The organism is Streptomyces sp. NPDC087300, from assembly GCF_044744425.1.
In the GTDB taxonomy this organism is placed as follows: domain Bacteria; phylum Actinomycetota; class Actinomycetes; order Streptomycetales; family Streptomycetaceae; genus Streptomyces.
The window spans coordinates 18,486-44,817 of sequence record NZ_JBIUYI010000008.1 but is presented as its reverse complement, the minus strand read 5'-3'; the positions used below and the strand labels follow the sequence as shown (position 1 = coordinate 44,817).

At 71.7% G+C, this 26,332-nt stretch carries 26 protein-coding genes; 14 read left to right on the top strand and 12 right to left on the bottom strand.

The window, feature by feature from the left end:
• Positions 1-4 precede the first annotated feature (4 nt).
• The gene (locus tag ACIO9J_RS31020; protein WP_402007682.1) at positions 5-940 is read right to left on the bottom strand and encodes an NADP-dependent oxidoreductase; all 936 of its coding nucleotides are present in this window, start codon (positions 938-940) and stop codon (positions 5-7) included.
• A gap of 118 nt (positions 941-1,058) precedes the next feature.
• Between ACIO9J_RS31020 and ACIO9J_RS31015 the strand changes: the two genes are divergently transcribed.
• The 3 genes from ACIO9J_RS31015 (at position 1,059) to ACIO9J_RS31005 (ending at position 3,775) form a co-directional block, all read left to right on the top strand.
• On the top strand, positions 1,059-1,355 hold the full coding sequence (locus tag ACIO9J_RS31015) for a hypothetical protein (protein WP_402006946.1): 297 nt from the start codon (positions 1,059-1,061) through the stop codon (positions 1,353-1,355).
• A gap of 158 nt (positions 1,356-1,513) precedes the next feature.
• Entirely contained in the window at positions 1,514-2,545 is a 1,032-nt protein-coding gene (locus ACIO9J_RS31010; protein ID WP_402006944.1) for a phosphotransferase family protein, read from the top strand.
• Between the two features lie 9 nt (positions 2,546-2,554).
• Positions 2,555-3,775: an acyl-CoA dehydrogenase family protein gene (locus ACIO9J_RS31005; RefSeq protein ID WP_402006942.1), complete on the top strand. Its 1,221-nt coding sequence runs from the start codon at positions 2,555-2,557 to the stop codon at positions 3,773-3,775.
• 4 nt (positions 3,776-3,779) lie between these two features.
• Here ACIO9J_RS31005 and ACIO9J_RS31000 read toward each other — a convergent pair whose 3' ends face one another.
• From ACIO9J_RS31000 to ACIO9J_RS30990, 3 genes are read right to left on the bottom strand one after another with little or no spacing between them, the layout of a single operon-like run.
• Positions 3,780-4,376 (bottom strand): TetR/AcrR family transcriptional regulator, encoded by a 597-nt coding sequence (locus ACIO9J_RS31000; protein ID WP_402006941.1) that lies wholly within the window; start codon positions 4,374-4,376, stop codon positions 3,780-3,782.
• Positions 4,377-4,397: 21 nt separating this feature from the next.
• Positions 4,398-6,071, bottom strand: coding sequence for a class I adenylate-forming enzyme family protein (locus tag ACIO9J_RS30995; protein ID WP_402006939.1), 1,674 nt, complete (start codon positions 6,069-6,071; stop codon positions 4,398-4,400).
• Positions 6,068-6,835 (bottom strand): SDR family oxidoreductase, encoded by a 768-nt coding sequence (locus ACIO9J_RS30990; protein WP_402007680.1) that lies wholly within the window; start codon positions 6,833-6,835, stop codon positions 6,068-6,070. The genes ACIO9J_RS30995 and ACIO9J_RS30990 overlap by 4 nt, the downstream gene beginning before the upstream one ends.
• Before the next feature lie 146 nt (positions 6,836-6,981).
• Here ACIO9J_RS30990 and ACIO9J_RS30985 point away from each other — a divergent pair, with 146 nt between their 5' ends.
• The 3 genes from ACIO9J_RS30985 to ACIO9J_RS30975 all read left to right on the top strand — a co-directional run bounded on the left by ACIO9J_RS30985 (position 6,982) and on the right by ACIO9J_RS30975 (position 11,128).
• Entirely contained in the window at positions 6,982-8,238 is a 1,257-nt protein-coding gene (locus tag ACIO9J_RS30985; RefSeq protein ID WP_402006937.1) for an exo-beta-N-acetylmuramidase NamZ domain-containing protein, read from the top strand.
• A gap of 122 nt (positions 8,239-8,360) precedes the next feature.
• The gene (locus tag ACIO9J_RS30980; protein ID WP_402006935.1) at positions 8,361-9,689 is read left to right on the top strand and encodes an erythromycin esterase family protein; all 1,329 of its coding nucleotides are present in this window, start codon (positions 8,361-8,363) and stop codon (positions 9,687-9,689) included.
• Positions 9,690-9,829: 140 nt separating this feature from the next.
• Entirely contained in the window at positions 9,830-11,128 is a 1,299-nt protein-coding gene (locus ACIO9J_RS30975; protein WP_402007678.1) for an MFS transporter, read from the top strand.
• A gap of 62 nt (positions 11,129-11,190) precedes the next feature.
• Here ACIO9J_RS30975 and ACIO9J_RS30970 read toward each other — a convergent pair whose 3' ends face one another.
• The gene (locus ACIO9J_RS30970; RefSeq protein WP_402006932.1) at positions 11,191-12,210 is read right to left on the bottom strand and encodes a LysR family transcriptional regulator; all 1,020 of its coding nucleotides are present in this window, start codon (positions 12,208-12,210) and stop codon (positions 11,191-11,193) included.
• Between the two features lie 269 nt (positions 12,211-12,479).
• On the opposite strand from ACIO9J_RS30970, the gene ACIO9J_RS30965 reads away from it, so the two are divergent.
• Positions 12,480-13,784, top strand: coding sequence for a serine-threonine protein kinase (locus ACIO9J_RS30965; RefSeq protein WP_402006929.1), 1,305 nt, complete (start codon positions 12,480-12,482; stop codon positions 13,782-13,784).
• Between the two features lie 22 nt (positions 13,785-13,806).
• Here the strand turns inward: ACIO9J_RS30965 and ACIO9J_RS30960 are convergent, their stop codons facing one another.
• Positions 13,807-16,635: a penicillin acylase family protein gene (locus tag ACIO9J_RS30960; RefSeq protein ID WP_402006926.1), complete on the bottom strand. Its 2,829-nt coding sequence runs from the start codon at positions 16,633-16,635 to the stop codon at positions 13,807-13,809.
• Between the two features lie 295 nt (positions 16,636-16,930).
• Here ACIO9J_RS30960 and ACIO9J_RS30955 point away from each other — a divergent pair, with 295 nt between their 5' ends.
• Positions 16,931-17,539, top strand: coding sequence for a hypothetical protein (locus tag ACIO9J_RS30955; RefSeq protein ID WP_402006923.1), 609 nt, complete (start codon positions 16,931-16,933; stop codon positions 17,537-17,539).
• A 12-nt stretch (positions 17,540-17,551) separates the two neighbouring features.
• Here the strand turns inward: ACIO9J_RS30955 and ACIO9J_RS30950 are convergent, their stop codons facing one another.
• Both ACIO9J_RS30950 and soxR read right to left on the bottom strand, forming a co-directional pair.
• Positions 17,552-18,070: a hypothetical protein gene (locus ACIO9J_RS30950; RefSeq protein WP_402006920.1), complete on the bottom strand. Its 519-nt coding sequence runs from the start codon at positions 18,068-18,070 to the stop codon at positions 17,552-17,554.
• An 82-nt stretch (positions 18,071-18,152) separates the two neighbouring features.
• The gene (soxR, locus tag ACIO9J_RS30945) at positions 18,153-18,620 is read right to left on the bottom strand and encodes a redox-sensitive transcriptional activator SoxR (RefSeq protein WP_402006917.1); all 468 of its coding nucleotides are present in this window, start codon (positions 18,618-18,620) and stop codon (positions 18,153-18,155) included.
• A gap of 116 nt (positions 18,621-18,736) precedes the next feature.
• Between soxR and ACIO9J_RS30940 the strand changes: the two genes are divergently transcribed.
• Positions 18,737-19,201: a MaoC family dehydratase gene (locus tag ACIO9J_RS30940; protein WP_402006914.1), complete on the top strand. Its 465-nt coding sequence runs from the start codon at positions 18,737-18,739 to the stop codon at positions 19,199-19,201.
• On the opposite strand, the gene ACIO9J_RS30935 is transcribed toward ACIO9J_RS30940, so the two are convergent.
• The 3 genes from ACIO9J_RS30935 to ACIO9J_RS30925 form a co-directional block, all read right to left on the bottom strand.
• A complete protein-coding gene (locus tag ACIO9J_RS30935; RefSeq protein ID WP_402006911.1) occupies positions 19,192-19,863 on the bottom strand; it encodes a TetR/AcrR family transcriptional regulator in 672 nt (223 codons plus the stop codon). The two genes, ACIO9J_RS30940 and ACIO9J_RS30935, sit on opposite strands and share 10 nt — an antisense overlap.
• Before the next feature lie 68 nt (positions 19,864-19,931).
• Positions 19,932-20,222 (bottom strand): YiaA/YiaB family inner membrane protein, encoded by a 291-nt coding sequence (locus ACIO9J_RS30930; RefSeq protein WP_402006908.1) that lies wholly within the window; start codon positions 20,220-20,222, stop codon positions 19,932-19,934.
• A gap of 61 nt (positions 20,223-20,283) precedes the next feature.
• Positions 20,284-21,435, bottom strand: coding sequence for an acyl-CoA dehydrogenase family protein (locus ACIO9J_RS30925; protein ID WP_402006905.1), 1,152 nt, complete (start codon positions 21,433-21,435; stop codon positions 20,284-20,286).
• A gap of 72 nt (positions 21,436-21,507) precedes the next feature.
• Here ACIO9J_RS30925 and ACIO9J_RS30920 point away from each other — a divergent pair, with 72 nt between their 5' ends.
• Together ACIO9J_RS30920 and ACIO9J_RS30915 are read left to right on the top strand one after the other, a co-directional pair.
• On the top strand, positions 21,508-22,167 hold the full coding sequence (locus ACIO9J_RS30920; RefSeq protein WP_402006902.1) for a TetR/AcrR family transcriptional regulator: 660 nt from the start codon (positions 21,508-21,510) through the stop codon (positions 22,165-22,167).
• Positions 22,168-22,232: 65 nt separating this feature from the next.
• Positions 22,233-22,970, top strand: coding sequence for an ArsR/SmtB family transcription factor (locus ACIO9J_RS30915; RefSeq protein ID WP_402006899.1), 738 nt, complete (start codon positions 22,233-22,235; stop codon positions 22,968-22,970).
• On the opposite strand, the gene ACIO9J_RS30910 is transcribed toward ACIO9J_RS30915, so the two are convergent.
• Positions 22,960-23,535 (bottom strand): TetR/AcrR family transcriptional regulator, encoded by a 576-nt coding sequence (locus tag ACIO9J_RS30910; protein ID WP_402006897.1) that lies wholly within the window; start codon positions 23,533-23,535, stop codon positions 22,960-22,962. The genes ACIO9J_RS30915 and ACIO9J_RS30910 overlap by 11 nt on opposite strands.
• Before the next feature lie 69 nt (positions 23,536-23,604).
• Here ACIO9J_RS30910 and ACIO9J_RS30905 point away from each other — a divergent pair, with 69 nt between their 5' ends.
• The 3 genes from ACIO9J_RS30905 (at position 23,605) to ACIO9J_RS30895 (ending at position 26,285) form a co-directional block, all read left to right on the top strand.
• Positions 23,605-24,198, top strand: a complete 594-nt coding sequence (locus ACIO9J_RS30905; protein WP_402006894.1) for a dihydrofolate reductase family protein — start codon at positions 23,605-23,607, stop codon at positions 24,196-24,198.
• Positions 24,199-24,277: 79 nt separating this feature from the next.
• Entirely contained in the window at positions 24,278-25,210 is a 933-nt protein-coding gene (locus ACIO9J_RS30900; RefSeq protein ID WP_402006891.1) for a DMT family transporter, read from the top strand.
• A gap of 55 nt (positions 25,211-25,265) precedes the next feature.
• Positions 25,266-26,285 (top strand): urea transporter, encoded by a 1,020-nt coding sequence (locus ACIO9J_RS30895; protein WP_402006888.1) that lies wholly within the window; start codon positions 25,266-25,268, stop codon positions 26,283-26,285.
• Positions 26,286-26,332 lie beyond the last annotated feature (47 nt).

Sequence of the window (26,332 nt, the reverse complement as noted above, 5' to 3'; positions counted from 1 at the left end):
GCGCTCAGTCCGTCCAGTCCACCGTGACGACGACCTTGCCCCGGGTACGCCCCTCGGCGTTCAGCCGGTGCGCGTCGGCGGCACGCTCCAGCGGGAACGTCTCGTCGACGTGGACGGTCAGGACGTCCTGCTCGGCGAGTTCGGTCAGCCGCTGGAGGTCGGCCGCGTCGGGACGTACGAAGCAGTAGTGGCCGCCGAGACCGATCACCCCGGCGTCCGCGATGGAGGCGAGCCTGCCGCCCTGCGCGAGGAGTTCGGCCGACGCCTTGAGCGCGTCGCCGCCCACGGTGTCGAAGGCCGCGTCGACGCCCTCGGGCGCGAGCGCGCGCACCCGGTCGACGAGCCCGTCCCCATAGGTGACGGGCTCCGCGCCGAGCTCGCGCAGATAGTCGTGGTTGCGCTCGCTCGCGGTGCCGATCACACGGGCGCCCGCGTGCCGGGCGAGCTGGACGGCGAGCGAGCCGACCCCGCCGGCCGCCGCGTGGACGAGGACGACGTCGCCCTCGGTGACGTCGAGCGCCTTGGTGATCACCTGGTAGGCGGTGAGCCCGGCCAGTGGCAGGCCCGCGGCCTCCTCGAAGGTGAGGTTGCGCGGCTTGCGGGCGAGGGTGCGCACCGGCGCCGCGACGTACTCGGCGAAGGTGCCGCGCGAGAGGAAGTCCTCGCGCACATAGCCGATGACCTCGTCGCCGACGGCGAACTCCGGGACGGACGCGCCCGGCTGGACCACCACTCCCGCGACGTCCCAGCCGGGGATCACGGGGAAGACCGGGTCGAGGGCGGCGTCGAGGTAGCCCTCGCGGCACTTCCAGTCCACGGGGTTCACGGCGGCGGCCCGCACCTTCACCAGGACGGTGTCGGGGCCGACCTTGGGGTCGCGCAACTCGCCGTACTCCAGGACTTCGGGTCCGCCGTAGCTGCGGTAGCTGATCGCCTTCATGGGGTCGCCGTTCGCGGAGGTCGGGGAAACATGCACCAGGGTCCCATAACGCCATTAATCGGGCACTGGCAGCTAGCCTGAGAGGGTCATCCCTCCCCCACCGCCGAAGGTGTGCGCCATGACCACGCTCCACCACGAACACCCCGTCCACGACCACGTCCACGGCCCCGCCTGCGGCCACCCCGAGGTGCCGCACGGGGACCACGTCGACTACGCGCACGACGGGCACCTGCACCGGCTGCACACCGACCACTACGACGAGTGCGAGGCCGTTGGGCACGTGGCCCATCAGGGACATGACCATCAGCACGGGGAGGGCTGCGGGCACACCGCCGTCGCCCACGGTGATCATGTCGACTACGTGCACGACGGGCATCGGCATGCTGCCCATGACGGGCACTGGGACGATCACTGAGGGTCGCGCTGCGGGGCCTGTCGGGAGTCTGCGGGTTCGTCTTGGCCGGGCGCGCAGTTCCCCGCGCTCCTAACGGGGCGCGGTAGCCTCTAGACGACATACCGACTGGTCGGCATCATGGTGGGGCACGCCACCGCCTCGCCGATCAGGAGTGAAAGATGAGCGCAGAGCAGCCACCGGGCCTCGACCTGGAGACGTTCCGCGGCCACCTCGACCGCGAACGGCCGGGACTGGTCGGCGGGCCGCTCTCCGCCCGGCTCATCGAGGGCGGCCGGTCCAACCTCACCTACGCCGTGACCGACGGCACCTCCCGCTGGGTGGTGCGCCGCCCTCCGCTGGGCCACGTGCTCGCCACCGCGCACGACATGAAGCGCGAGCACCGGGTGATCAGCGCGCTGCACCCGACGGACGTGCCGGTGCCCGAGCCGGTGCTCCTGTGCGAGGACACGTCGGTCATCGGCTCGCCCTTCTACGTCATGGAGTTCGTCGAGGGCACCCCCTACCGCACCGCCGAACAGCTCGCGCCGCTCGGCCCCGAGCGGACCCGCGCCGCGGTGCTCGGCCTCGTCGACACCCTCGTCGACCTGCACGCCGTGGACCCCGGAGCGGTCGGTCTCGGTGACTTCGGGCGCCCGGACGGCTTCCTCGACCGGCAGCTGCGCCGCTGGGGCAAGCAGCTGGACGCCTCCCGCGGCCGCGACCTGCCCGGCATCGACGAACTGCACGCCGCGCTCGGCCGCGCGCTGCCGGCCTCGCCCGCGCCGACCGTCATCCACGGCGACTTCCGCCTCGACAACGTACTGATCGACGCGGACGACCGGATCAGGGCGGTCCTGGACTGGGAGATGTCCACGCTCGGCGACCCGCTCACCGACCTGGGCCTCCTCGCGATGTACAGCGCCAAGCTGGAGGTGCCCGACTCCCCCGTCAGCACCACGGCGGGCGCGCCGGGCCACCCCGACCCGGCCGAGCTGATCGAGCGGTACGCCACGCGTTCGGGCCGCGACGTCGGCGCCATCTCCTGGTACACCGCCTTCGCCTGGTTCAAGCTCGCCGTGATCCTGGAGGGCATCCACTACCGCTTCACGCTCGGCCAGACCGTCGGCGCGGGCTTCGACCGGATCGGTGAACTGGTCCCGGTCTTCATCGAGCACGGCCTCACCACTCTCCAGGGACGACAGGAAGGCTGAGAGACAGTCATGGACTTCGCATTCGACGCACGCACCGAGGAGCTCCGTGCCAGGCTGCTCACCTTCATGGAGGAGCACGTCCACCCGGCCGAGCAGGTCGTCGAGGAGCAGCGGGCCGGCCTCGCGTCGCCGTGGGACACCCCCGCGGTCGTCGAGGAACTGAAGGCCGAGGCCCGCAGGCAGGGCCTGTGGAACCTCTTCCTGCCCGACGCGGAGCACGGCGCGGGCCTCACCAACCTCCAGTACGCCCCGCTCGCCGAGATCACCGGCCGCTCCCCGCAGCTGGCGCCCACCGCCCTGAACTGCGCGGCGCCGGACACGGGGAACATGGAGGTGCTGGCGCAGTTCGGCTCCGAGGCGCAGCAGAAGCAGTGGCTGGAGCCGCTGCTCGCCGGTGAGATCCGGTCGGCGTTCGCGATGACCGAACCCGAGGTGGCCTCGTCCGACGCCACCAACATCACCACGCGCATCGAGCGTTCCGCCGACGCCTCCGAGTACGTCATCTCGGGCCGCAAGTGGTACATCTCCGGGGCGATGAACCCCGACTGCAAGATCTTCATCGTGATGGGCAAGACGGACCCGGACACCGCCGACATCCGCCGCCAGCAGTCGATGATCCTCGTCCCGCGCGACACCCCCGGCCTCGAAGTGCGCCGCGCCATGCAGGTGTACGGCTACGAGGACCACTACCACGGCGGCCACGCCGAGGTCGTCTTCGACCAGGTCAGGGTCCCCGCCTCGAACCTGATCGGCGAGGAGGGCGGCGGCTTCGCCATCGCGCAGGCCCGGCTCGGCCCCGGCCGCATCCACCACTGCATGCGGCTGATCGGCATGGCCGAGCGCGCGATCCAGCTGATGTGCGAACGGGCGGTGGCCCGCACGGCGTTCGGCAAGCCGCTCGCCCAGCAGGGCGTGGTGCAGGAGTGGATCGCGGACGCCCGCGTCACGGTGGAGCAGCTACGTCTTCTCATACTGAAGACGGCCTGGCTGATGGACACCGTCGGCAACAAGGGCGCGCACACGGAGATCCAGTCCATCAAGATCGCGACGCCGCGCGCGGTGGTCGGCATCCTCGACCGCGCGGTGCAGCTGCACGGGGCGGGGGGCGTGAGCCAGGACTTCCCGCTCGCGGAACTGTGGGCCGGAGCGCGGACCTTGCAGCTCGCCGACGGGCCCGACGAGGTGCATCAGCGCTCGCTCGCGCGGCGCGAGCTGAAGAAGTACGTCTAGCCCCTCAAGGGGCCCGCAGCGCCCGCATCAGCAAATCGGCGAGGTGGTCCGCGACCTGTTGCGGTGTGAGCGGGCCCTCCGGGCGGTACCACGTGGACAGGTGGTGGACGGAGCCGAAGTGGTAGTCCACCACCAGGTCCGCCGGTGTCGCCGTGGAGAAGACGCCGGAGGCCTGGCCCTCCTCGATCAGCGCGCGGAACCGCTCGTGGTAGCGGCGCCGCTCCGCCCGCACCTGCTTGTTCTTCTCCGGGCTCAGGTGGTGCATGGAGCGGAAGAAGATCGACGCGTCGTCGAGGTTGTCGATGGTGGTGACCACGACGTCCGCCGCGGCGTCGCGGACCCGCCGCTCGACGGGGGCGTCCGCGTCCGCGATGGCGTCGAGCCGCTCCTGCTGGACGCGGAGCATGCGGGCGTAGACCTCGTGCAGCAGGTCGTCCTTGGAGCCGAAGTAGTGGTAGAGGGCGCCCTTGGTGACACCGGCCGCCTCCACGATCTCCTGCACCGACGTGCGGTCGTAGCCGCGGTCGGCGAAGAGCCGGGTGGCGGCGGCGAGCAGCCGCTGCGGGACGGGCGTGCCGTCACCGTCCGTCGTCCTGGCCACTGCCGCCACCTGCCTTTCGCATCATTGACTGTTCCGTGCACGGGAACGCAGTTCCCGCCGGAGGATCTTCCCACTTGTCGTCTTCGGGAGCTCCGCCAGGATCGCGACCTCGCGGGGGTACTTGTACGCGGCCAGCCGCTCCTTGCAGTAGTCGGTCAGCTCACCGGCGTCGGTGACGCTGCCCGGACGCAGACTGACGTACGCCTTGACGCTCTCCCCCCGGTAGCTGTCCGGCACCCCGACGACGGCGGCCTCGCGGACCGCGGGGTGGGTGTAGAGCACGTCCTCGACCTCGCGGGGCCAGACCTTGAAGCCGGACGCGTTGATCATGTCCTTCTTGCGGTCGACGACGTAGAGCCAGCCTTCGGTGTCCATGAACCCGATGTCGCCGGTGCGCAGTTCCCCGTCGGGGAAGGCCTCACCGGTGGCCTCGGGCCGCTGCCAGTACCCGGGCACCACCTGCGGTCCGCGCACCACGATCTCGCCCTGCTCCCCGAACGGCACCTCTTGGCCGAGGTCGTCCACGATGCGTACGACCGTCTCGGGTCCCGGGACGCCGACGGCCAGGGTGCCCGAGACCGGGTCGACCGGCGCCTCCTGTCCCGGCGGCACGGCGGCGCAGGGCGCGGTGCACTCGGTGAGGCCGTAGCCGTTGTGCAGATAGGGGCCGAAGGCGGCGCGGAACTTCTCCACCAGGGCGGGCGGCAGCGGGGCGCCGCCCGAGGAGATCATCTGGAAGGAGTCGAAGTGCCCGCGGGTCGCCTCGGGGTGGGCGGCCAGTGCCATGAAGGCGGTGGAGGGCCCCACCGTGTAGGCGGGCCGGTGCTCGGCGAAGGCGTCGAGCACGACTCCGGCGTCGAAGCGGTAGGCGAGCGCGAGCGTGCCCGCGTTGGCGAAGCACGCGGCGACCTGCGCGACCATGCCGGTGATGTGGAAGAGCGGCGCCATCGCGAAGTAGCAGACGCCCTCGGCCATCCCGCAGCCGACGCGCTGGCGCTCGGCGTTGTAGGTGATGTTGCCGTGGGTGTTCATGGCGCCCTTGGGGGTGCCGCTGGTGCCCGACGTGTAGCTGATCAGCGCGATGTCGTCGGGACCGAGCGCCCGGCCGTCGGGCGCGGCGGTGCCCCGGCGCGCGACGGCCACCAGGTCGTCGGCGTCGGCCGCCTGCGGGAGGCGCTCGAAGTCGAGGACGCGGGTGTCGTTGCGCGTCTGGAGGTCGAGCTGGCAGGCGGTGAGCACGACGCGCACCGGGGAGTCGGCCGCGCTCGCGCGCAGATACGTCTCCCAGGCCCGGTCGGCGCAGATCAGCGCGGCCACGCCCGCGTCGGCGAGGACGTGCCCGACCTCGGCCGACTTGTACATGGGGTTGACGGGGACGACCGTGGCGCCGGCCTTCCAGGCGCCGAGCAGCGCGATCACGAAGTGCGGGGTGTTCTGGAGGAGGATCGCGACGCGGTCGCCGCGTGCGATGCCGCGCGCGGCCAGGTGACCGGCCACGGAGTCGGTGAGCGCGTCCGTCTCGCGGTAGCTCAGGCGTCCGTCGAAGTAGGCGAGCGCGGTGTGTTCGGGCGCCCGCCCGACGGCCGCGCGGAAGGCGTGCACGACGGACTCGGCGGGCCGCACGGGGCCGCGCTGGGCGTCGTTGAGGCGCGCGAGCCAGGGCCTGGCCGCGTAGATCGAGGTGGGGTCGCTCACCGCTCGGTCTCCTCCCACTTCTGCTGGATGTGGTTCATGCCGGTCAGCCACTTGTCGGGGGTCGCGGCGCGCGCCTGGTAGTACGCGGCGACCTCGGGGTGCGGCAGGATCAGGAAGCGGTCCCGCGCCATGCCTTCGAAGAGCGCGTCCGCGACCTGCTCGGGCTCGATCGCGGTGGGCGTGAGCACGAGGTCGCCCGCGGTGCCGGTGGCGGCGAGCATGTCGGTGCGCACGCCCTGCGGGCAGATCGCGTGGACCTTGAGGCCGCGGTGCCGGTAGGTGAGCGAGAGCCATTCGGCGAAGGCGTACGCGCCGTGCTTGGTGACGCTGTAGGGCGCGGCGCCGATCATGGTGAGCAGTCCGGCGGCGGAGACGGTGGAGACGAAGCGGCCGCTGCCGCGCGCCAGCCAGCCGGGCAGCAGCGTGTGCGCCGCCCTGACGTGCGCCATGACGTTGACGTCCCAGGCCGCGGCCCAGACCTCCTCGGGGGCCGCCTCGCTGCCGCCCGAGCCGAGCCCCGCGTTGGCGCAGTACACGTCGACCGTGCCGCCGAGGGCGTCCGCCGCCTCCTGCACGACCACCGAGGCGTCACCCGGCACGGCGATGCCGCCCACCTCGTCGGCGACGGTCTTGGCCTTGGCGCCGTCCATGTCGTTGACCACGACGCGCGCCCCTTCGGCGGCGAAGCGGCGGGCGAGCGCGGCCCCGATGCCGCCTCCCGCGCCGGTGACGACAACTCCCTTGTCCTGCAAGGACTCCACGATCGCTCTCCTTCGACCTGCGGCTCGGCAGGCTCCCCCGGCGCCTCGGCTTTCCTCGCAGACTAACCAGTCGGTATGTCGTGGCGAAAGGGGGGCGCACGGCCCGGGTTCGTTCCCCGGCGCCCCCGCGGCCACTAGCGTGCGGGCGCATGAACCTCTCCCGACGAGGACTGCTCGCCGCCACCGCGGGCACGGCCATGGCGCCCTCGGCCCCGGCCTCCGCGACCCCTCGCCCGGGTCCCGCACCCGGGCCGGGCCCCGGTCCGCGCACCGGATTCGAGCGGCTGGCCGCCGACGGCTACCGGCTCCTCGAAGGACAGCGGGTCGGCGTCGTCACCAACCCCACCGGCGTGACCCGCGACGTGCGGCACATCGTGGACGTGCTGCACGCCGACGAGCGGGTGGACCTGGTCGCGGTGTTCGGCCCCGAGCACGGCTTCCGCGGCACCGCGCAGGCGGGCGGCTCGCAGGGCAGGTACGACGACCCGGCCACCGGACTGCCGGTGTTCGACACGTACCAGAAGAGCGGCAGGGCCCTGGCCGACGTCTTCACCGCCGCCCGCGCGGACACCCTGGTCTTCGACATCCAGGACGTGGGCGCCCGCTTCTACACGTACATCTGGACGCTCTACGACTGCATGGTGGCGGCGCGCATCGCGGGCAAGCGCCTGGTGGTGCTCGACCGGCCCAATCCGGTGACGGGCCGCGACGCGTACGGACCCGTCCTGCGCAAGGAGTTCGCGAGCTTCGTGGGGCGCGAGCCGATCGCGCAGACGCACGGCATGACCGTCGCGGAGCTCGCGCTGCTGTTCAACGGGGAGTTCCTGGAGCGGCCCGCCGACCTGGCGACGGTCCTGATGACGGGCTGGCGGCGCACCGACTTCCACGACGCCTCGGGGCTCCCCTGGGTGCCACCCAGCCCGAACATGCCGACGCCCGACACCGCCCTGGCCTACGGCGGGACCTGCCTGTTCGAGGGCACCAACCTGTCCGAGGGGCGCGGCACGACCCGGCCGTTCGAACTGCTCGGCGCGGAGGGCATCGACGCCAGGTGGGCGGCGGCGCTCGGCCGGCTCGCGCTGCCCGGCGTGCACTTCAGGGAGGCGTACTTCTCCCCCACCTTCTCCAAGTTCCAGGGCAAGACCGTCGGCGGCGTCCAACTCCACGTCCACGAGCGGGAGTCGTACGACCCGGTGCGCACCGGCATCGCGCTCCTGGTGACGGCGAAGAAGGCGTGGGACGGCTTCGCCTGGCGCTCCGACCACTGGATCGACAAGCTGACCGGTACCGCGCGGGTGCGCACGATGATCGACGCGGGCGCGGACACGGACGAGGTGGTGGGCGCCTGGCAGGGCGATCTGACCCGCTTCCGCGCGCTGCGCCGCCGCTATCTGCGCTACTCCTGAGGCCTGGTGGGGCAGGCCCCACCGTGGGTCGGGGTGCCCGCTCCATGGCACCGCGCCCGGCCGGCGGGAGACCGTGATCCTCAGGCCGGTCCGGGCGGATCGGCGTGACGAGGAGGTTCGGCATGACACGGGTGACGCGCCGGGGAGTTCCCCTGCTGCTGGTCGCGGCCGCCGGGGCGGGCGTGCTGTGCGCGCCGCAGGGCGCGGGGGCGGCGCCGCAGCCCGCCGATCCGGTCGCGGCGATCGAGCGCGCGGCCCACCCGTTGCGGTCGACCGACCCGGGCGGCGGCACCGGCGACCTGCGTCCGCTCGGCCGGATGGTGGGTGACGCGGCCGTGGTGGGCCTGGGCGAGGCGACGCACGGCTCGCACGAGTTCTTCACCATGAAGGAGCGGGTGTTCCGCCATCTCGTGAAGGAGAAGGGGTTCACCACCTTCGCGCAGGAGGTGAGCTGGACGACGGGGCTGCGCTTCGACGCCTATGTGCGCGGCGGCGAGGGCGACGTGCGCGCGCTCGTCCACCGCGAACTGGCCAAGACGCCCTGGGACACCGAGGAGTACGTCCATCTGCTCACCTGGATGCGCTCCTACAACGTCCGCCATCCCGAGCGCCCGCTGCGCTTCATGGGCAATGACCTCAACTACCCGCAGCAGGGCGTCGAGTTGTTCGACGGGGTACGGGACTACGTGCGCGCCCACGAGCCGGATCTGCTGGCCAGGATCGACGCCCTCTACGCGCCACTGCGCCGCGTGACCGACGGCGACACCTATATGAACCTCCCGCGCCCCGAGCGGCAGGCCCTCGCGAAGAAGGCGCACTCCGCCTACGCGCTGCTGAAGGGGCGTCAACCCGTCGGCGGGGGAGGGGCATTCGACCTCGCCCTGCACCACGCCCGCTCCGTCGCGCAGACCGGGGACATGTACGCCTTCCCGCTCGACACGGACGAGGGCAAGAAGGACGCCATGCTCTACCGCGACCGCAGCATGGCGGCGAACACCGCGTGGTGGCAGCGGCACACCGGCGGCAAGGTGTTCCTCTCGGCCCACAACGCGCACGTCGCGTACGAGTCGTACGACCCGCGCTATCCGAAGATGCAGGGCGCCTTCCTGCGCGACCGGCTCGGCAAGCGGTACACGAGCATCGGGTTCACCTTCGACCGGGGCGGCCTGATGGCGCAGAGCGCGGACTCCGAGGTGTGGAAGCCGCGCACGCTGGGCCCGGCCGCCCGGGGCACGAACGAGCACACGCTCGACAAGGTCCGCCTCGACGACTACTTCCTGGACCTGCGGACCGCTCCCCCGGCCGCCCGGCAGTGGCTGAGCAAGGCACGCACGACCCGGAGCATCGGCACCGCCTACCCGGACGGCCCGTACAAGATCCGCCTCGGCTCCTCGCACGACATCCTCATCCATCTGCACGAGGTCACCCCGGCCCACCGGCAGTCTCAATGACCGAGACCGGCCGTACCAAGTATTGACTGGCCCCTACATCCACCACGAGAGTGCCGCTCGTGCAGAACGACCAGACAGAAACAGCGAAACAGCAGGTCCGGGGCGAGAACGAGCCGCCGGAGCAGGGTGGGAACGAGCCGCTGGGGCAGGACGGGAACGAGCCGGAGGAGGCGCGCTCCGAGAGCCTGCGCCGGGTGGCCGTGGCCTCCTTCATCGGGACGGCCATCGAGTTCTACGACTTCTACATCTACGGCACGGCGGCCGCCCTCGTCCTCAACCAGGCGTTCTTCCCGACCCTCGACCCGGTCAACGCCACCCTCGCCTCGTTCTCCACCTACGCGGTGGCGTTCGCGGCCCGGCCCATCGGCTCGGTGATCTTCGGCCACTTCGGGGACCGGGTCGGCCGCAAGTCGGTCCTGGTGGCCTCGCTGCTCCTGATGGGCCTCTCGACCGCGCTCGTGGGACTCCTGCCCGGCTACGGCACGTTGGGCATCTGGGCGCCCGTCCTGCTGATCCTGCTCCGCTTCCTCCAGGGCATCGGGCTCGGCGGCGAGTGGGGCGGCGCCGCGCTGCTCGCCGTGGAGCACGCGCCGAGGAAGAAGCGCGGACTCTACGCCGCCTTCCCCCAACTCGGCCCGTCCGTGGGCTTCTTCGCCGCGACCGGCGTCTTCTGGCTGCTCTCCTCCGTGCTCTCCGACGACGCGTTCCGCTCGTGGGGCTGGCGCGTGCCCTTCCTGCTCTCGTTCCTGCTCGTCGGCGTGGGGCTCTTCGTGCGCCTGAGGATCAGCGAGACGCCGGTCTTCGCCAAGGTGATGGCGGCGCAGGAGGCCAGCAAGGTCCCCACGCTCGACGTGCTGCGCCGCCACCCGCGCGAACTGCTGCTCGGCGCGGGCGGCATGGTCGTCGCGTACGGCCTCTTCTACACCGCCACGACGTACTGCCTGGCGTACGCCACCGGCACCCTGGGCGTCTCGCGCAACACCATGCTCGGCCTCTCCCTCGTCGCCTGTCTCTTCCTCGCGGCCGGCACTTGGCTCGCCGCGACCCGCTCCGACGGGGCGGGACGGCGCAGGCTCGTCCTCGCGGGCGCGGGGCTCTCGGTGGTCTGGGGCCTGGTGCTCTTCCCGCTCCTGGACACCGAGCAGCCGGTGCTGATCGCCCTCGCGATCGGCGGCGCGCTGTTCTGCATGGGCGTGGTCTACGGCCCGATGGGCGCCTATCTGCCGGAGCTGTTCGGCACGAGCGTGCGCTACTCGGGGGCCTCGCTCGCGTACAACCTGGGCGGGGTGCTCGGCGGCGCGGTCTCGCCGCTGGTGGCGACCCGGCTCCAGTCCGCGTTCGGCTCCTCTTCGGTGGGCTGGTACGTGAGCGCCATGGCGGTCGTGTCGCTGGTGTGCGTCCTCGCCCTTCCGGAGACGCGGGATCGTGAACTCGGCTGAATCAGCCTTTCATTCCCCCTCCTCACGCGCGGTAACTCGCCGCTGAATTCGGGTGTCCGAATTCAGCGGCTGAGCCACCAGCGTTCGTTCTCCTTCGACAAGGCGTCCCACAAGAGATTCAACGGGTGCCCGGGACCGCACGAGGCGCGGTCGCCGCGCCTCGTGAACACCCCGACGAGCACCTCCGTGCGGGGCCCGACGTCGCCGACGATGTCCAGCCGCCGCAGCCCGCCCGCCTCCGGCAGGCCGCCGTTCTCGGCGGCCTCCCCGATGCCGCGGGTCACCAGCATCGCCCCGCTGACCACGCCCGAGCGCAGCAGCTCGAAGCCGTAGTGCGCGGCCTCTATCTCGGCGGCCACGGACAGGTGCTGGCGGTAGTCCGGGCCGTACCAGGCGGTGAGGAAGCGGGCGATGAGGCCGCCCGCGGAGACCACGAGCGGCAGCCGGGTCAGCTCGGCCGCGGTGACGGCGGGCCCCGGCAGCTTCGCCGCGGGCAGGTTGGTCAGCAGCGAGAGTCCGCTGCGGCGCCACTCGACGATGTCGTACGGCTCGAGCTCGGCCTCCTGGCCCTCGGTCACCACGATGCTGCCGCAGACCAGGTCGAGCTCTTTGGCCTGCAGTTTGGCGAAGAGGTCGCCGGTGCGGACATGGGTGACCTTCAGGTCGACGCCGCGCCGTTCGTACACCTCGCTCACCCGCTCCACGGCATCCAGGAGGAACCCCAGGGTGTAGCGGGTCGAGCCCACGGAGAGGGTCCTGCCGAGCCTGCGCCGGGCGTCGTGGACGCCCTCCGCCCACTGGTCGAGGGTGCGCCGCGCCAGTTCGACGAGGGTCTCGCCGGTGGGGGTGAAATGGACGTCCTTGCCGCGGCCCCGCTTGAGGACGAGCGCCTCGCCGCACAGCGTCCCGAACGTGCGGTTCATCGTGTCCAGTTGCTTCTGCACGCTGGACTGCTCGCGGCCGAGCAGGCGCGCCGCGGCCAGCGCGGTGCCGCTCTCGTGGACCGCGAGCAGGGTGCGCAACTGGTCCATCGTGGTGTCGAGGAGATCCGTGGGGTACTGGTGGGGCCCTGATAATGCCATGTGCGAGTGCTCGCTCTCCGACTCCCTCTGCTTTTACGGCAATGCAGCATATCCACAGCGGGAAACTGATCCGGAGTACAGCGGAAATTATCTGGGGATTTCTTCCAGAAAATGCTGGATGTGTTCCCGGCACCCGTGGAATGGTCGAGCCGATCCCAGTCTTCGCGGACCATCCCGATGTCGTGGGACGCGCGCCGGGGCCGGTGTCCCGCGGGGGTGGGTACCGGCTCCGGCGCCACGGGGCCGTGCGGCCCGGTGGTGCGCGGCGTATGGCCAGGCACGCCGGGCCGCAGGACCATACCGGCGTGGAGCCCTACTGGGAATTGACCTTCGACGCCGACGGCGACGTCGACACCGCGCAGCGCGAAGAGCTGCTGTCCGGCGCGGAACGTGAACGCGTCACCGATCTGCTGGTCTTCGCGCACGGCTGGAACAACGAGCAGCGGGACGCGAGGCGCCTGTACGAGCGCTTCTTCTCCCCCTGCCAGGCCATGTCAGGGGCGCGGGTGCGCCTCGGTTATGTCGGCGTGCTCTGGCCCGCCATCCGCTTCGCCGACGAACCCATCCCCGACTTCGACCCGTCGGCCGCCGTCGTACGGGCCGCCGTGGTGCCCGGTGAACCCGTGCTCGACACGGTCACCCGGCAGGCCCTGTCCCGGGCCTTCCCCGAGCACGAGGCGGAACTCGACCGGATCGCCGAGCTGCTCGCCGAGCACTCCGACGTGCCCTCCCAGCTCTACGAGTTCGGGCGTCTCGTGCGCGAACTGGTGTCGCTGCGCGAGACCCATCCGGCCCGGCACTTCGGCGAGGACACCGGCGCGGGCGAGCCCGCCATGCTCACCGACGACGCGATCCAGGTCTGTGAGGTCTTCGCCGCGGCGCTCGACACCGAGGGGCAGCCCGAGCTCTTCGGGCGGCTGCGCAAACGGCTGTGGAACGGCGCGCACGAACTCCTGCGGCAGGGCAGCTACTACGCGATGAAGCGCCGGGCGGGCGCGATCGGCCAGTTGGGCCTCGGCCCGGCGATCGGCCTGCTCGCCCGTGACGTGCCCGCGGTCCGGGTGCATCTGATCGGGCACAGCTTCGGCGCCCGGCTCGTCTCGTACGCGCTGCGCGGGATGCCCGCGGACGTGCGCACCGTGAAGTCGGTGATGCTGCTCCAAGGGGCCTTCTCGCACTACGCGTTCGCCGACCGGCTGCCGCAGGACAAGTCGCGCGGCGGCGCCCTGCACGGCGTCCAGCGGCGCATCGACGGACCGCTGGTCTCCTGCTACTCGCGCCACGACGACGCGCTGGGGCGGATCTATCCGCTGGCCTCGAAGCTGGCCGGTGACTCCACGAGCTTCCTGAACCTGTGGGAGCGGTGGGGCGCGATCGGCTACGACGGCGTGCAGGCCGTGGACGGCACCAAGCGCATCACGCTCGGCCAGGCCGTGCCCGCCAAGGGATGCGTGAGCGTGGACGCGGCGGCGGTGGTGCAGCGCGGCGGTCCGCCCTCCGGTGCGCACAGCGACATCTGCCACGAGGAGCTGGCACGCGTCGTGTTCGCCGCAGGGCGGATCGCCTCGTCCTGACTCCGTTCGCTACTCCGTTCGCTCAGCGGTGCGAGGGGAACTCGACGACCTGCTGGTACGTCGGGCGGTTCTGCCACTGGATCGGCCGGTGCGTGATGCCGCCGAGCGCCCGGTGGATGACGGCGTCCGAGCACCACTGGTCGCCGGCCTTGCAGGCGTCGTCACCGGGGTAGACCTCGGTGGCGGGCTTGGCGACGGCCTGCGCGAGGGTGCCGAGCAGGGCGTCCCTGCACGCGGCCAGCTCGCCGTCCCCGCAGTAGGTGTCGGCGAGTTCACCCTTCACCGGCTGGCCGAGGACCTTGCGCAGGTCCTTGTCGGCGTAGCCCCACCAGCCGTATTGGAAAGCGGAGCCCGCGTGCGCCCCGGTGGGGCCGTGGCCCGCCGAGGGTGACTCGTCGACGGGCTGCACCCCGGTCAGCGAGTCGTAGAGGTCCTTGCCGAGGCCCGGTTCGAACTCGGCCTTGATCAGCAGGGGCCACCAGGCGTCCATGAGGCGCACGGCGTCGGGGTGGGCGTACGCCTTGGAGCCCGCCGAGGTCTGGTTGCGCTGCGCGCCCGCCTTGCGCCAGGCCTCCAACTGCTGCACGGCCTTGGCGAGTTGCGGATCGGTGACGGGCTTGCTGCGCAGCACCTTGAGCAGTTCGGGCAGCACCTGTTCGCCGCGCAGGTCGGTGACGGCCGCCTCCGCCATGGCCCGGGTCAGCGCGGCGCGGGTGACGCCGCCCTCCTCGGTGAGCTTCTTGACCCGCCCGTCGAGCAGATCGCCGCGGTGCACGGCGCTGACGCCGAAGCCCGCCGTGTTGAAGTCCTTGGCCTGCTTGTTGTTCCAGGAGATGTAGTAGTCCTGGTTGACGGACTGCGGGTGCTCGGCGGGCGGGGTCTGCGCCGAGGTGTTGTCGGCCGGGTCGAAGTCCCGCCATTCGTAGTCCTGTCCGGCCGTCACCGGCAGGGCCGGGTCGACGCCGTCCGCGCGCTCGGGGTTGGCGCCGCTGTTGTAGTACGCGATGTCGCGCGAGTCGGCGTAGAACCAGTTGAAGGCGTAGCTGATGTGCTGCGCGGCCTTCTCGAACGTCGAGGCGTCCTTGACGTACGTCGGGTCGTTCAGCATCTGGAAGCCGATGATCGAGTCGGCCTCGTGGCGGTAGGTGGAGCGCAGCGAGACGTACGCGACGGGTTTGCCCTCGACGCTCGCGCGGTGCGTGACGATGCCGTACTTGGTGCGGAAGACCTGCATGCGGTAGGAGCCGGCGGCCGTGGAGTCGGCGAGCGTCGGCTTCCAGGCGTTCTTGCGCTCCAGCTTCTCCATGGGCGTGCAGGTGCCCCGGTAGAGGTAGCCGGTGGACTGCTTGGTGGGGGTGCCGCCGCCCGGTTCACAGAGCGGGACGGCGTAGGTGTCGGTGATGTCCTGCCCCGCGGAGGTGGCCGACCACGCGTAGTCCTGGCCGCGGCCCAGCTGGATGTACATGCCGACGCCCGCGAAGGAGACGCCGCGCGCGCTGATGCCGGGGCCCTGGAGCTCCTGCTGCATCAGGAGCTGGGGCGCGAAGTACCCGGTCTGCGGGCCGAACACGGCGACGGGGTTGCCGCTCGCGGTGTGCTCGCCGGAGACGAGCAGCGCGTTGGACATGCCCTTCTTGTGGCCGTCCGCGCGGAACAGGTCCGAGGGCAGGACGCCCTTGTCGTACATGCCCTGGAGCGGCTTGAGCTTCTTCGGCGCCCGCACCGGGTCCTTGGCGCCGGACTTGGCGCCGCCCTCGCGGTCGTAGACGAGCTGTTCGCGCTCGACCGATCCCGGGTCGGGCAGCGCGGTGCCGCGCGCGTGGTCCGGCTTGCCCGCGTAGGGGAAGCTGGTGCCGTCGTGGATGGTCTCGACGGCCTCGGGGTCGTTGCGGGCGCGGAAGGACTCCCAGACCTTGGTGCCCTGCTCGACGCCGTACTTCTCCTGGGACTTCAGGAGGGAGAGCGCCGCCTCGACCTCGCCGCCGCCGCCGTTGCCGAAGAGGCCGCCGACCACGGAGGCGAGGGCGATCATGTCGGTGACCTTGAAGGGTTCGATCTCACCGATGTTGGTGATCGCGTCGATCTTGCCGGTCAGGACGTACTCGCCGGGGAAGTAGCGGCCGTTCTTGGACTTCACGCGGTAGGCGTTGAGCCCGTCGATGTAGGCCTGGGCGTCGTCCATGGCCTGCTTGCCGCGCTCGCCCTGGGTGGTCCTGATGTACTCGACCTGCTTCTCCAGGTCCTGTTCCGTGTACGGGGCCTGCGGCCAGAACTGCTGCTCCAGGCCCTGGTTGGCGAGTGCGCCGCCCGCGAAGGAGGTCAGCTCGCCGCGCCCGATGTGCCGGAACAGGTCGATCAGCCAGAGCCGGTCCTGCCCGGCCGCGAAGCCCGCGCCGAACTCGGTGCCGTAGCGGGTGGTGCCCTTGATGTGCGGGACGCCGTACTTCTTGTCCCGGGTGATCGTCACGTCGTCGCGCGGCTTGGTGGTGGAGGCGACCTGGTCGTCCACCACCCCGAAGGAGGCGTCGTTGAAGAACTCGGTCAGCCGGTCGTCGGTGAGCGAGGAGTATCCGGAGGACAGCGCGTCGTAGGGGCCCAACTGGTCGTCGGCGTGCGGCGGCTGGGTGCCGAGGACCCGGTGGGCGAGGATCTCGGCGAGGGTCGCGCTGCCGTTGGCGCCGGGCGGCAGGACGTCCGCGCACTGGCCCGCGCAGTGGTCGAAGGACTCCGCCTTCGGGGCCGGCTCCCGGGGCGCGGCGCCCGCGCCCGGCAGGGGCGCGATGAGCGCGGCGCCGAGCGCGAGCGCCGCTCCCGCCGTGAGAGTTCTGAGTCTGACGATGCGTCGTCGCATGGGTGCTCCTCCGGGTCCTGCGGAAGGCCGATGCGGCGGAGGCTACTGGCGGGTCGCCGAACCCGAAAGATGAACATGCGTCGCCTTTTCCGAATCACCACAACGCGCCCCCCTCGGCGAGGCATCACCCCTGTTCAAACGGGCAGGCGGAAATCGGTCGCCCGGGAAGGGAGCCGAATCGCGTGTCGATACGTCTACTCGGCGACGTCGTTTCGACTTCGACTCGACTGCGGCGCCGACAGATACGGAACGCGGGGTACCAGTACGGCAGTACGTGTGACGGAGGTGCAGGGCGATGGCCGGATTCCGGAGTCTCGCGAGACAGGTGCGTGATCCGAAGAGCGATCTGGCACTGCGGCGGTATTCGCTGCGCAAGTGCCTGGAGAGGTTCGCCCCCTATGGCCACCGGGCGACCTGGGACCATTTGTGCTCCCGGGCGGGGTTCGGCCCCGAGGACCGGTCGCCCGACCCGGCGCGGCTCGTGTCCGCGCTCGAGGAACTGGAGGCGGCGCGCGCCGTCTGGCTCGCCTACGAGGCGGGATTCGCGGCGCGCCGCCGCAAGGAGAAGCACGACGGGCTCAGGCGCCCCGGCAGCGTGGACGACTGGCACCGCTGCACCTGGGGCGGTTTCGGGGTCGCCTGGTGCGACGACCCGGGCGTCCACCCGCACGCCCCGCTCGCGGAGGTCCTGCGGCGGCTGATCACGGCGCTCGAACGGGACCCAGGCACCGCCTGTCCCGTCTGCGCCGACACGTCCCTCGTCTGGCAGCAGGGCCTGGCGCACGAGCCGTCGTCGGGCGCGGTCTGCACGGGCTGCGGCATCGTCGTACCCGCGCCCGTGCTCACGGACGACGCGGTGGTACGGGCGCGGTCGAGGCGGCTGAGGCCCTTGGTGTCGGCCTGAGGAGCGCCGCCGTCAGGGCGTGCCCACCTCGGTGTGGATGGCGAGCTTGAACTCGGCGAGCGTCAGCGGCGTGGCGATGCGCACGTCCCCCACGCCGCGTGCCGTGATCTTCAGCCCCACGGGCGTCTCGGGGTGCACGAACATCTGCCAGGTGTAGGACCTGAACTGGGCGCCCCTGGTGGGCGCCGAGTCGGTCGTCGCGGTGGAGTCGTACCCGGTGGACAGGCCCAGCGGATCACGCACGAAGCGCGCCCGGTACTCGGTGGGGTCGGTGTCCGCCGCCCAGAAGACCAGCGCGCAGAGCACGCCCCAGCCCTCGTGGCTGGGCCAGATGAGCCCGGACCTGGCGTCCGGGAACTGTGAAGGGCTGGTGTCGCCCTTGGACGGGTCGTGCATGTTCCACGGGTCGTACGACTCCTCTCCCGCCCCGTACGGGAACCGCACGAGGTGGTATCCGTCGTTGTCGTACGTCACGTTCTGCGGTCCGCTGACCGCGGAGTCCCACTTCAGTGAGCAGATGGCGAGTGACATCGGCCCTCCCCCGGATCGTCGTCGGCGCTAAGGCTCAACCTCCCTGTGCTGCTTACACGTCGGGGGACGGCGGGCGGTTGCGTCACTGCCCGGTGCGGCGCTCCGCGAGGAGACGGGAGCCGGTGAGGCGCTCGCCGAAGACGTCGTCGGGGTTGGAGAGCACACAGGTCTCCAGGGAGAGACAGCCGCAGCCGATGCAGTCCGTGAGGTGGTCGCGCAGGCGGCCCAACTGCTTGATGCGCTCGTCCAGTTCGGAGCGCCAGTGCTCAGAGAGGTGCGCCCAGTCCTCGCGGGTGGGCGTGCGCTCCTCGGGCAGCGAGTCCAGCGCCTCGCGGATCGTGGCGAGCGGGATGCCCACCCGCTGGGAGGCGCGGACGAAGGCGACGCGGCGCAGCGTGTCACGGTGGTAGCGGCGCTGGTTGCCCGAGGTGCGGCGGCTGGTGATGAGGCCCTTGGACTCGTAGAAGTGCAGGGCGGACACGGCGACGCCGCTACGGGCGGACAGCTGGCCGACCGTGAGCTCGTGGACCTTCTCTGGGATCTGGGGCACCCCTGGAACCCTAATGGCTGGTCCGTTGACACGCGTCGACGCACCCAGCATGCTGAGCAAGCGCTTAGTCGCATACGTCGATGACGTAGTCGCACACGTCTGGGAGGACCAGGGACATGGCGGAGCCGAGGATCTTCACGTCGGCCGGGGAACTGCGCGCCGGAGTCGGTGAGCAACTCGGGTACAGCGACTGGCTGGAGATCGACCAGAAGCGGATCGACCTGTTCGCCGACGCCACCGGCGACCACCAGTGGATCCACGTCGACGCGGAGAAGGCCGCGCGGGGCCCGTTCGGCACCACCATCGCGCACGGCTACCTCACGCTGTCGCTGCTGCCGAGCCTGGTGCCGCAGATCATGCGCGTCGAGGGCATGAAGATGGGCCTCAACTACGGCACCGACAAGGTCCGATTCCCCTCGCCGGTACCGGTCGGCTCACGGCTGCGCGCCACCGCCGCACTCACCGACGTCAGCGACACCAAGGACGGCGGCGTGCAGGTCACGGCGACCGTCACCGTCGAGCGCGAGGGCGGCGACAAGCCGTCCTGCGTGGCGCAGTCGGTGTCCCGCTACTACTTCTGAGCGGCGCCAGGACCAGGGCCTGATCCAAACGGCAGGCCCTGACTCCTGGCCCCCACCATGCGCAGCACGAGGTCGGCGTAGAGCGCGCCGACCTCGTCCGGCGTCCTGCGTCCGTCCGCGTTGAACCAGCGGGCCACGTCGATGCAGAGCGAGAGCACGGCGAGCGTGGTGCCCGGCACGTCGGGGACGTCGAACTCCCCGGCCCGCACCCCGTCGTTGATGATGTCCCGCACGGCGTCGTCCGACCTGCGGCGCAGCGCCACGATCTCCGTGCGGTGCTCGTCGCCGAGCGCGTCGAGTTCGTATTGCACCACGCGCGCGGTCATGTGGTGCGCGGCGTGCCAGCCGACGAAGGAGCGCACGGCGGCGGCCAGCCGCTCGGCGGGGCCGCCCGCGCCGTCCGCCGCGGTCCGCAGGATGGCGAGGGCCTTGTCGTGGCCGATCCTGCTGATGCGGTGGAGCAGCTCTTCCTTCGTCTTGTAGTGGATGTAGAGCGCTGCGGGGCTCATGCCGGCGCGGCCCGCGATGTCGCGGGTCGTCGTCGCGTGGTACCCGCGCTCCGCGAAGGCCTCGACGGCGGCGACGAGGAGCCGCCTGGCCGCGTCGGGGCTCACCTCGCCCCACGGCTGCTCCTCGCCCGCCGTCTCCTGCGCCGTACCCATGCCCACTCCTTCAGCCTTCAGGGAGGGACACCATACCCCTGACGGTGAGCAAGCGCTTAGGGCGTCCGTCAGGCGGCCGGGTTGAACGGGTCGTGGTCGGCGAGGATCTTCTCCAGGCGTGCCTGGTCGACGCGGCTGATGATCTGGTCCGCCTCCTGCCTGTCCCTGATCACCTTGGCCAGGGTGAACGCGGACGTCGTCAGGTACAGGACGGAGATGGCGAGGAAGGCGCGGATCCAGCCGCTGACGTCCAGGCTGTAGATGCCGACCGCCGTCGCGCCGAGTGCCACGGCGAACGACGCGACCGCCTGGCCGTAGTAGGCCGTGGTGCTCTGCTGCTTGACCGGTGTTTCGCTCATGCCCGCAAGCCTGGCCCGGGAGCGGCCGCGCCGTATCCGCTCCCGTACTCACCTGGAGTACTCAGAACGCGGAGACCCCCGTCAGCGCGCGGCCGATGACGAGCTTCTGGATCTGGCTGGTGCCTTCGTAGAGGGTCATCACCCGGGCGTCGCGCAGGAGTTTGCCCGCCGGGTACTCGTCTATGTAGCCGTAGCCGCCGAAGACCTGGAGCGCGTTGTTGGCGGCGCGCACGGCGGCCTCGGAGGCGAACAGCTTGGCCTTGGAGGACTCGGTGGCGAAGGGCAGCCCCCGGTCGACGAGGTCGGCCACCCGCCAGGTCAGCAGGCGCGCGGCGTCCACGTCGACGGCGATGTCGCTGATCAGCTCCTGCACCAGCTGGTGGTGGGCGATGGACTTGCCGAACTGCTCGCGCTCGGTGGCGTACCGCACGGCGGCGTCCAGGGCGGCCCTGGCCAGGCCCACGCAGCCCGCGGCCACCGACATCCGCCCCTTGGCGAGGGCCGACATCGCCACCGAGAAGCCCTTGCCCTCGGGCGCCAGCATGGCCGACGCGGGGACCCGCACGTCCTCGAGGACGAGTTCCGCGGTGGCCTGGCCGCGCAGGCCGAGCTTGCCGTGGATGGTGCGGCGGGTCAGGCCAGGAGTGTCGGTGGGCACCAGGAAGGCGGAGACGCCCTTGTGGCCCGGGGCGTCGTTGGTGCGGGCGAAGAGGAGGACGACATCGGCCCAGGTGCCGTTGGTGATGAACATCTTGGTGCCGCTGATCACGTACGAGTCGCCGTCGCGCACGGCCTTGGTGGCGAGGTTGCCCGCGTCGGACCCGGTGCCCGGTTCGGTGAGGCCGAAGCACCCGACGTACGCACCGGAGGTGAGACCGGGCAGCCACTGCCGCTTCTGCTCCTCGCTGCCCCAGGACGCGATGGTCTTGGCGACGAGACCGAGCGAGACCGAGACGATGCCGCGCACGGCGGAGTCGCCGCGGCCGAGCTCCTCGGTCACCAGGCAGTACGCGAGGTGGTCGCCGCCGGAGCCGCCGTACTCCTCGTCGATGGTCAGCCCCAGGAAGCCGACGTCGCCCAGCTTCTTCACGACGGCGCGGTCGACGTTCTCGGCGCGGTCCCATGCGACGACGTGCGGGGTGATCTCGCGCGCGACGAAGTCCTCGGCCAGCTGCCGTACCGCTGTCTGCTCCTCGCTGAGCTCCAGGTTCATCGTGGACACCTCTTCGCGTCGAGATTTAAATTAGCACTGCTAGTTTCCGGCGGCAGCCCTACTATGTGCCGCATGGCCCGACCGCGCAAGCCCCTCCTCAGCCGAGAACGCATCGTCGGCACGGCACGCGCCCTCGTCGACGCGGAGGGCCTCGCCGCCGTCTCCACGCGCCGCCTCGCCGCCGAGCTCGGGGTCAGCGGCCCTTCCCTCTACAACCACTTCCGCACCAAGGACGAGATCCTGGAGGCGGTCGCGGACTCGGTGAGCGCCCAGGTCGACCTGTCGATGTTCGAGACCGGCGACGGGCGCGACTGGCGCACCGCGCTGCACGACTGGGCGGTCTCCTACCGGGCGGCCCTCACCCGGCACCCGAACATCGTGCCGGTGCTCGCGAGCGGCCCCGGCCGCCGCCCGGCCGGACTGCGGCTCGCGGACGCGGTGTTCGGGGCGATGGTCGACGCGGGCTGGCCCGCCGCGCAGGCCACCTCGATCGGCGCCCTGATGCGGTACTTCATCATGGGCTCCGCGCTCGGCTCGTTCGCCGGGGGCTTCGTGGACGACGAGGCGGCGTACGACCCCGCCGACTACCCCCACCTCGGCCAGGCCCATCTGCTCGCCGAGCGCCAGCAGGTGATCGACGAGCGGGCCTTCGACACGGGCCTGCGGGCCCTGCTCGACGGGCTCGCGCTCCAGTACGAGCAGGTGGGGGCGGGGCAGCCGGCGGGGGCGTGAGGCCGCGCCGCTCGCTGCCGCACTCTTCGGCGCCCGCCGAAGTCTCCCTGGCGCATCCTGGTGGCATGACGCCCGGCCACACGAAGAACGCCACCGCACCGGCCCTCGCCGCGCTCGCCGCGCTGTTCGCCGACGAGACCCGGGCGGCCTGTCTGCTCGCGCTGCTCGACGGGCGGGCCTGGACGGCGGGTGAGCTCGCCCGGCACGCGGGCGTCGCGGCCTCCACCGCCAGCGAGCACCTCGGCAAGCTGGTCGCGGGCGGGCTGCTCACCGAGGAGCGCCAGGGCAGACACCGCTACGTGCGGCTCGCCGACGCGCGGGTCGCCCAGCTCGTCGAGGACCTCACCGCGCACGCGGCGCCGGACGCGGCCGCGGGGCCGCGCACGCTGCGCGAGTCGAGCACCCGGTCCGCGCTGGCACGGGGCCGCACCTGCTACGACCACCTCGCCGGGCAGCTCGGCATCGCGATCACCGGGGCGATGACGCGCCGCGGGCTGCTGCGACAGGACACCGGGTTCGCCCTGACCGACCAAGGCCTCGGCTGGTACGGCGAGTTGGGCATCGAGCTGGTGCGCACCGGGCGCCGCCCGCTGGCCAGGGCCTGTCTCGACTGGACCGAGCGCAGGCCGCATCTGGCCGGGATCGCGGGCGCCGCGCTCTGCAGGCACGCGCTGGACGCGGGCTGGTGCGAGCGGATCGGCTCGCAGCGCGCGGTGCGGGTCACGGCGGCCGGTTCGCGGGAGTTCGCCGCACACCTGGGCGCCGACTGGGCCGCGGCGTCCCCCGGCGCGGCTACTCCGTGATGACGCGCTCGACCGCCGCCTCGACGAGACGGTCGCGCTCGGCCTCCGAGAGGACGTCGGGGAGCGTGAGCTGCTCGACGATGAGCCAGTTGAACGCCAGATAGAGGAGCTTGACGGCCGTCGCGTCACCGGGCAGCCCGGAGGCCTCGTGGTACGACAGGTTGGCGGCCAGGTCGGCCTGGACGCGCTCGGTCAGGACCGCGCGCAGCTCCGGGCGGCGGGTGGCTTCGAGGCGGAGTTCGAGCAGCGCGAGATAGCCGGTGCGGAAGCCGCTGACCCGGCCGACGACGTCGCGCATGAGGCCGACGTACGTCTCCTTGTCCGGCTTGGCCGTGCGCTGCCGCTCGACCTCCGCCTCGTCGGGCGCGAGGCGTTCGTATACGCGGGCGCCGGCCTGGGTGAGCAGGTCGTCGCGGCTCGTGAAGTAGTTGGACGCGGTGCCGGTCGGCACCCCGGCCCCGGTGTCCACGGCGCGGAAGGTCAGGCCCCTGGCGCCCTCCCTGGCCAGCACCTCGATGGCGGCGTCGACCAGGGCCGCCCGCCGCTCGTCATTCCTGCGCACCATTGACACCACTCCATATGTAGTACTACGTTGCGACCACTACAAAAAGAGTACTACAGGGGGAGTTAATCGATGCGCAAGCTCGTCTACTACATCGGTACGTCCGTCGACGGGTACATCGCGGGCCCCGCGGGCGAGGTCGACTTCTACCCCGTGGGCGACGCGGAGCAGTCCGCCGCGTACGCCGCGTCGGTCAACGCCCGCTACCCCGAGACCGTGCCCACCCCGCTCCGCCCGCACGTGGGCCTCGCCGACGCCCCCAACCTCCGCTTCGACACGGTGCTCATGGGCAGCGGCACCTACCGCCCGGCGCTGGAGCAGGGGCTGCCGAGCCCGTACGCGCACCTGCGTCAGTACGTCGTGTCGAGCACCCTCGGAGCCGTCCCCGACCCTGCCGTGACCGTCGCCGGCGGTGATCCGCTCGCGCTGGTGCGCGACCTCAAGGCCCAGGAAGGGCCCGAGGGGCGCGACATCTGGCTCTGCGGCGGCGGCAAGCTGGCGGCGGCGCTGCTGCCGGAGCTCGACGAGCTGATCATCAAGAGCTATCCGGTCGTCGCCGGGTCCGGGATCCCGCTGTTCGACGGCGGGTTCGACCCGACGCGGTTCCGGGTGAGCGCCCGCGAGACGTTTCCCAACGACGTCATGATCACCTGGTACGAGGCGTAGCGCCGCACCCCCGACCGGGACTCGCGTGGGCCGGAACAATTCGGTGGGGGCCGAACTCTCCCCGTCCTAGCCTCGGACCATGCCTGCCACCCTCCCCGCACACCGGCGCCCCGAGCTGCTCGCGGCCGCCGCCGCCACCTTCACCGTCGTCATGTGGGCCTCCGCCTTCGTCTCCATCCGCAGCGCGGGGGCCGCCTACTCGCCCGGCGCGCTCGCGCTCGGCCGGCTGCTCGCCGGGGCCCTGACGCTCGGGGTCATCTGGGCGGTGCGCAGGCAGGGCTGGCCGCCGCGGGCCGCCTGGCCCGGCATCGCCGTCTCCGGGCTCCTCTGGTTCGGGGTGTACATGGTCGTCCTCAACTGGGGCGAGCAGCAGGTGGACGCGGGCACCGCGGCGCTGCTCGTGAACATCGGCCCGATCCTGGTGGCGCTGCTCGGCTCGCGCCTGCTCGGCGATCCCCTGCCGCCGCGCCTGCTGGCCGGGATGGCGGTGTCCTTCGCGGGCGCGATCGCCGTCGGCTTCTCGATGTCCGGCGAGGGCGAGGCGTCCGTGCTCGGCGTGGCGCTCTGCCTGATCGCCGCCGTGGGGTACGCGGCCGGGGTCGTCGCGCAGAAGCCCGCGCTCGGCCACGCGAGCGCGCTCCAGGTGACGACGTTCGGCTGCCTGGTGGGCGCGGTCTGCTGCCTCCCGTTCGCCGGTCAACTCGTGCGGGACATGAGTCACGCTCCCGCGTCCGCGACCCTCAACATGCTGTACCTGGGCGTCTTTCCGACCGCGCTCGCCTTCACGACGTGGGCGTACGCGCTCGCCCGTACGACCGCGAGCCGGATGGGCGCGACGACCTACGCGGTGCCCGCGCTGGTCGTCGCGATGTCCTGGCTGGCGCTCGACGAGGTGCCCGGCGCGGTGACGCTCGGCGGCGGGGCGCTCTGCCTCGCCGGGGTCGCGGTGGCCCGCTCCCGGCCGCGCGCACGAACTGCCGCCACCCCGGAGGGGGAACGTTCCAGCCGGTAGATGTAATCTGCACCAGTCCTGCCGGACGAAACAGGGACGTAACACGGGAGTGGCCGTGGGGCATGCGACGGATGCGACGGACTCGATGGGCACCGAGGGCTCAACCCCCGGCGCGGGACCGCCGCTTGGGCTCCCCCGCGCCCGCGACTTCACGGCGTCCGTGCTGCGCGGACAGGCACAGGTCACCTTCCTGCCGAGCGTCGCCGCGGGCGCGGTCTTCTGCGTCGCGCTGTTCGCGGCGGGCTGGCGCTACGGCATATACGGCCTCGTCGGCACCGCCGTGGGCACCGCAACCGCGCGGCTCCTCGGCGCCGACAGGGACAGGGTCACGACGGGACTCGAAGGCTTCAACGCCTGCCTGACGGCGCTCTGTTTCGCCGTGTTCCTCGGCGCGGACCACCTCTCCACGGCGCTGCTCGCCGTCGGCGGCTGCGTGGTCGTCACGGTGGTGACCTCGGCCGTCGTGAACGTCCTCGGCGTCTGGGGGCTGCCCTCGCTGACCCTCCCGTACTGCCTGCTCGCGAGCACGATGACGATCGCCGCACCCGGCTTCGAACGGGTCTGGCACCACGGCGAGGCGCTCGCCGCCCTGACCAGCGCGGCGACCGGATCCACGGTGGTGCGCCCGGCCGGACTGGCCAGGGCGTTCTTCGCGGACTTCGCCCAGATCTTCTTCATGCCGCAGTGGTACGTGGGCGCGCTGCTGTTCGCCGGGCTGTTCATCGCCAGCCGGCGCGCGGCGGGTGTCGCGGCCCTCGGCAGCGCCGTCGGCATCGGCACGGCCTGGGCGCTCGGCGCGCCCGCCGCGCAGATCACCGACGGCTCGATGGGATACAACTCGGTGCTCGTGGCGCTCGCCCTGTGCGGCGTCTTCCTGCCCGCGCGGTCGACGACCCTCGCCTACGCGCTCGTGGGCGCCGCCACCGCGACGGCGGTCGGCTCGGCGATGTCGGCGCTGTTCGCGCCGTCCGGCGGGCACACCTTCACCTGGCCGTTCGTGCTGACCACGCTGGTGTTCCTGGCGGGGGCCAAGTCCTTTCCGCGGCTTGCCGGTTCGGCGGTCCCCGCGGCCTGAGCCCGAGGTGGCCGGGGCCGTACGGGGCGCCCCGGCCGCCGGGCCCG

What these genes read in the sequence shown, in the direction of transcription:
- ACIO9J_RS31020 (WP_402007682.1), bottom strand. Translation starts at nt 940, where the DNA reads ATGAAGGCGATCAGCTACCGCAGCTACGGCGGACCCGAAGTCCTGGAG.
- ACIO9J_RS31015 (WP_402006946.1), top strand. Translation starts at nt 1,059, where the DNA reads ATGACCACGCTCCACCACGAACACCCCGTCCACGACCACGTCCACGGC.
- ACIO9J_RS31010 (WP_402006944.1), top strand. Translation starts at nt 1,514, where the DNA reads ATGAGCGCAGAGCAGCCACCGGGCCTCGACCTGGAGACGTTCCGCGGC.
- ACIO9J_RS31005 (WP_402006942.1), top strand. Translation starts at nt 2,555, where the DNA reads ATGGACTTCGCATTCGACGCACGCACCGAGGAGCTCCGTGCCAGGCTG.
- ACIO9J_RS30985 (WP_402006937.1), top strand. Translation starts at nt 6,982, where the DNA reads ATGAACCTCTCCCGACGAGGACTGCTCGCCGCCACCGCGGGCACGGCC.
- ACIO9J_RS30980 (WP_402006935.1), top strand. Translation starts at nt 8,361, where the DNA reads ATGACACGGGTGACGCGCCGGGGAGTTCCCCTGCTGCTGGTCGCGGCC.
- ACIO9J_RS30970 (WP_402006932.1), bottom strand. Translation starts at nt 12,210, where the DNA reads ATGGCATTATCAGGGCCCCACCAGTACCCCACGGATCTCCTCGACACC.
- ACIO9J_RS30965 (WP_402006929.1), top strand. Translation starts at nt 12,480, where the DNA reads ATGGCCAGGCACGCCGGGCCGCAGGACCATACCGGCGTGGAGCCCTAC.
- ACIO9J_RS30960 (WP_402006926.1), bottom strand. Translation starts at nt 16,635, where the DNA reads ATGCGACGACGCATCGTCAGACTCAGAACTCTCACGGCGGGAGCGGCG.
- ACIO9J_RS30955 (WP_402006923.1), top strand. Translation starts at nt 16,931, where the DNA reads ATGGCCGGATTCCGGAGTCTCGCGAGACAGGTGCGTGATCCGAAGAGC.
- ACIO9J_RS30950 (WP_402006920.1), bottom strand. Translation starts at nt 18,070, where the DNA reads ATGTCACTCGCCATCTGCTCACTGAAGTGGGACTCCGCGGTCAGCGGA.
- ACIO9J_RS30940 (WP_402006914.1), top strand. Translation starts at nt 18,737, where the DNA reads ATGGCGGAGCCGAGGATCTTCACGTCGGCCGGGGAACTGCGCGCCGGA.
- ACIO9J_RS30935 (WP_402006911.1), bottom strand. Translation starts at nt 19,863, where the DNA reads ATGGGTACGGCGCAGGAGACGGCGGGCGAGGAGCAGCCGTGGGGCGAG.
- ACIO9J_RS30930 (WP_402006908.1), bottom strand. Translation starts at nt 20,222, where the DNA reads ATGAGCGAAACACCGGTCAAGCAGCAGAGCACCACGGCCTACTACGGC.
- ACIO9J_RS30925 (WP_402006905.1), bottom strand. Translation starts at nt 21,435, where the DNA reads ATGAACCTGGAGCTCAGCGAGGAGCAGACAGCGGTACGGCAGCTGGCC.
- ACIO9J_RS30920 (WP_402006902.1), top strand. Translation starts at nt 21,508, where the DNA reads ATGGCCCGACCGCGCAAGCCCCTCCTCAGCCGAGAACGCATCGTCGGC.
- ACIO9J_RS30915 (WP_402006899.1), top strand. Translation starts at nt 22,233, where the DNA reads ATGACGCCCGGCCACACGAAGAACGCCACCGCACCGGCCCTCGCCGCG.
- ACIO9J_RS30910 (WP_402006897.1), bottom strand. Translation starts at nt 23,535, where the DNA reads ATGGTGCGCAGGAATGACGAGCGGCGGGCGGCCCTGGTCGACGCCGCC.
- ACIO9J_RS30905 (WP_402006894.1), top strand. Translation starts at nt 23,605, where the DNA reads ATGCGCAAGCTCGTCTACTACATCGGTACGTCCGTCGACGGGTACATC.
- ACIO9J_RS30900 (WP_402006891.1), top strand. Translation starts at nt 24,278, where the DNA reads ATGCCTGCCACCCTCCCCGCACACCGGCGCCCCGAGCTGCTCGCGGCC.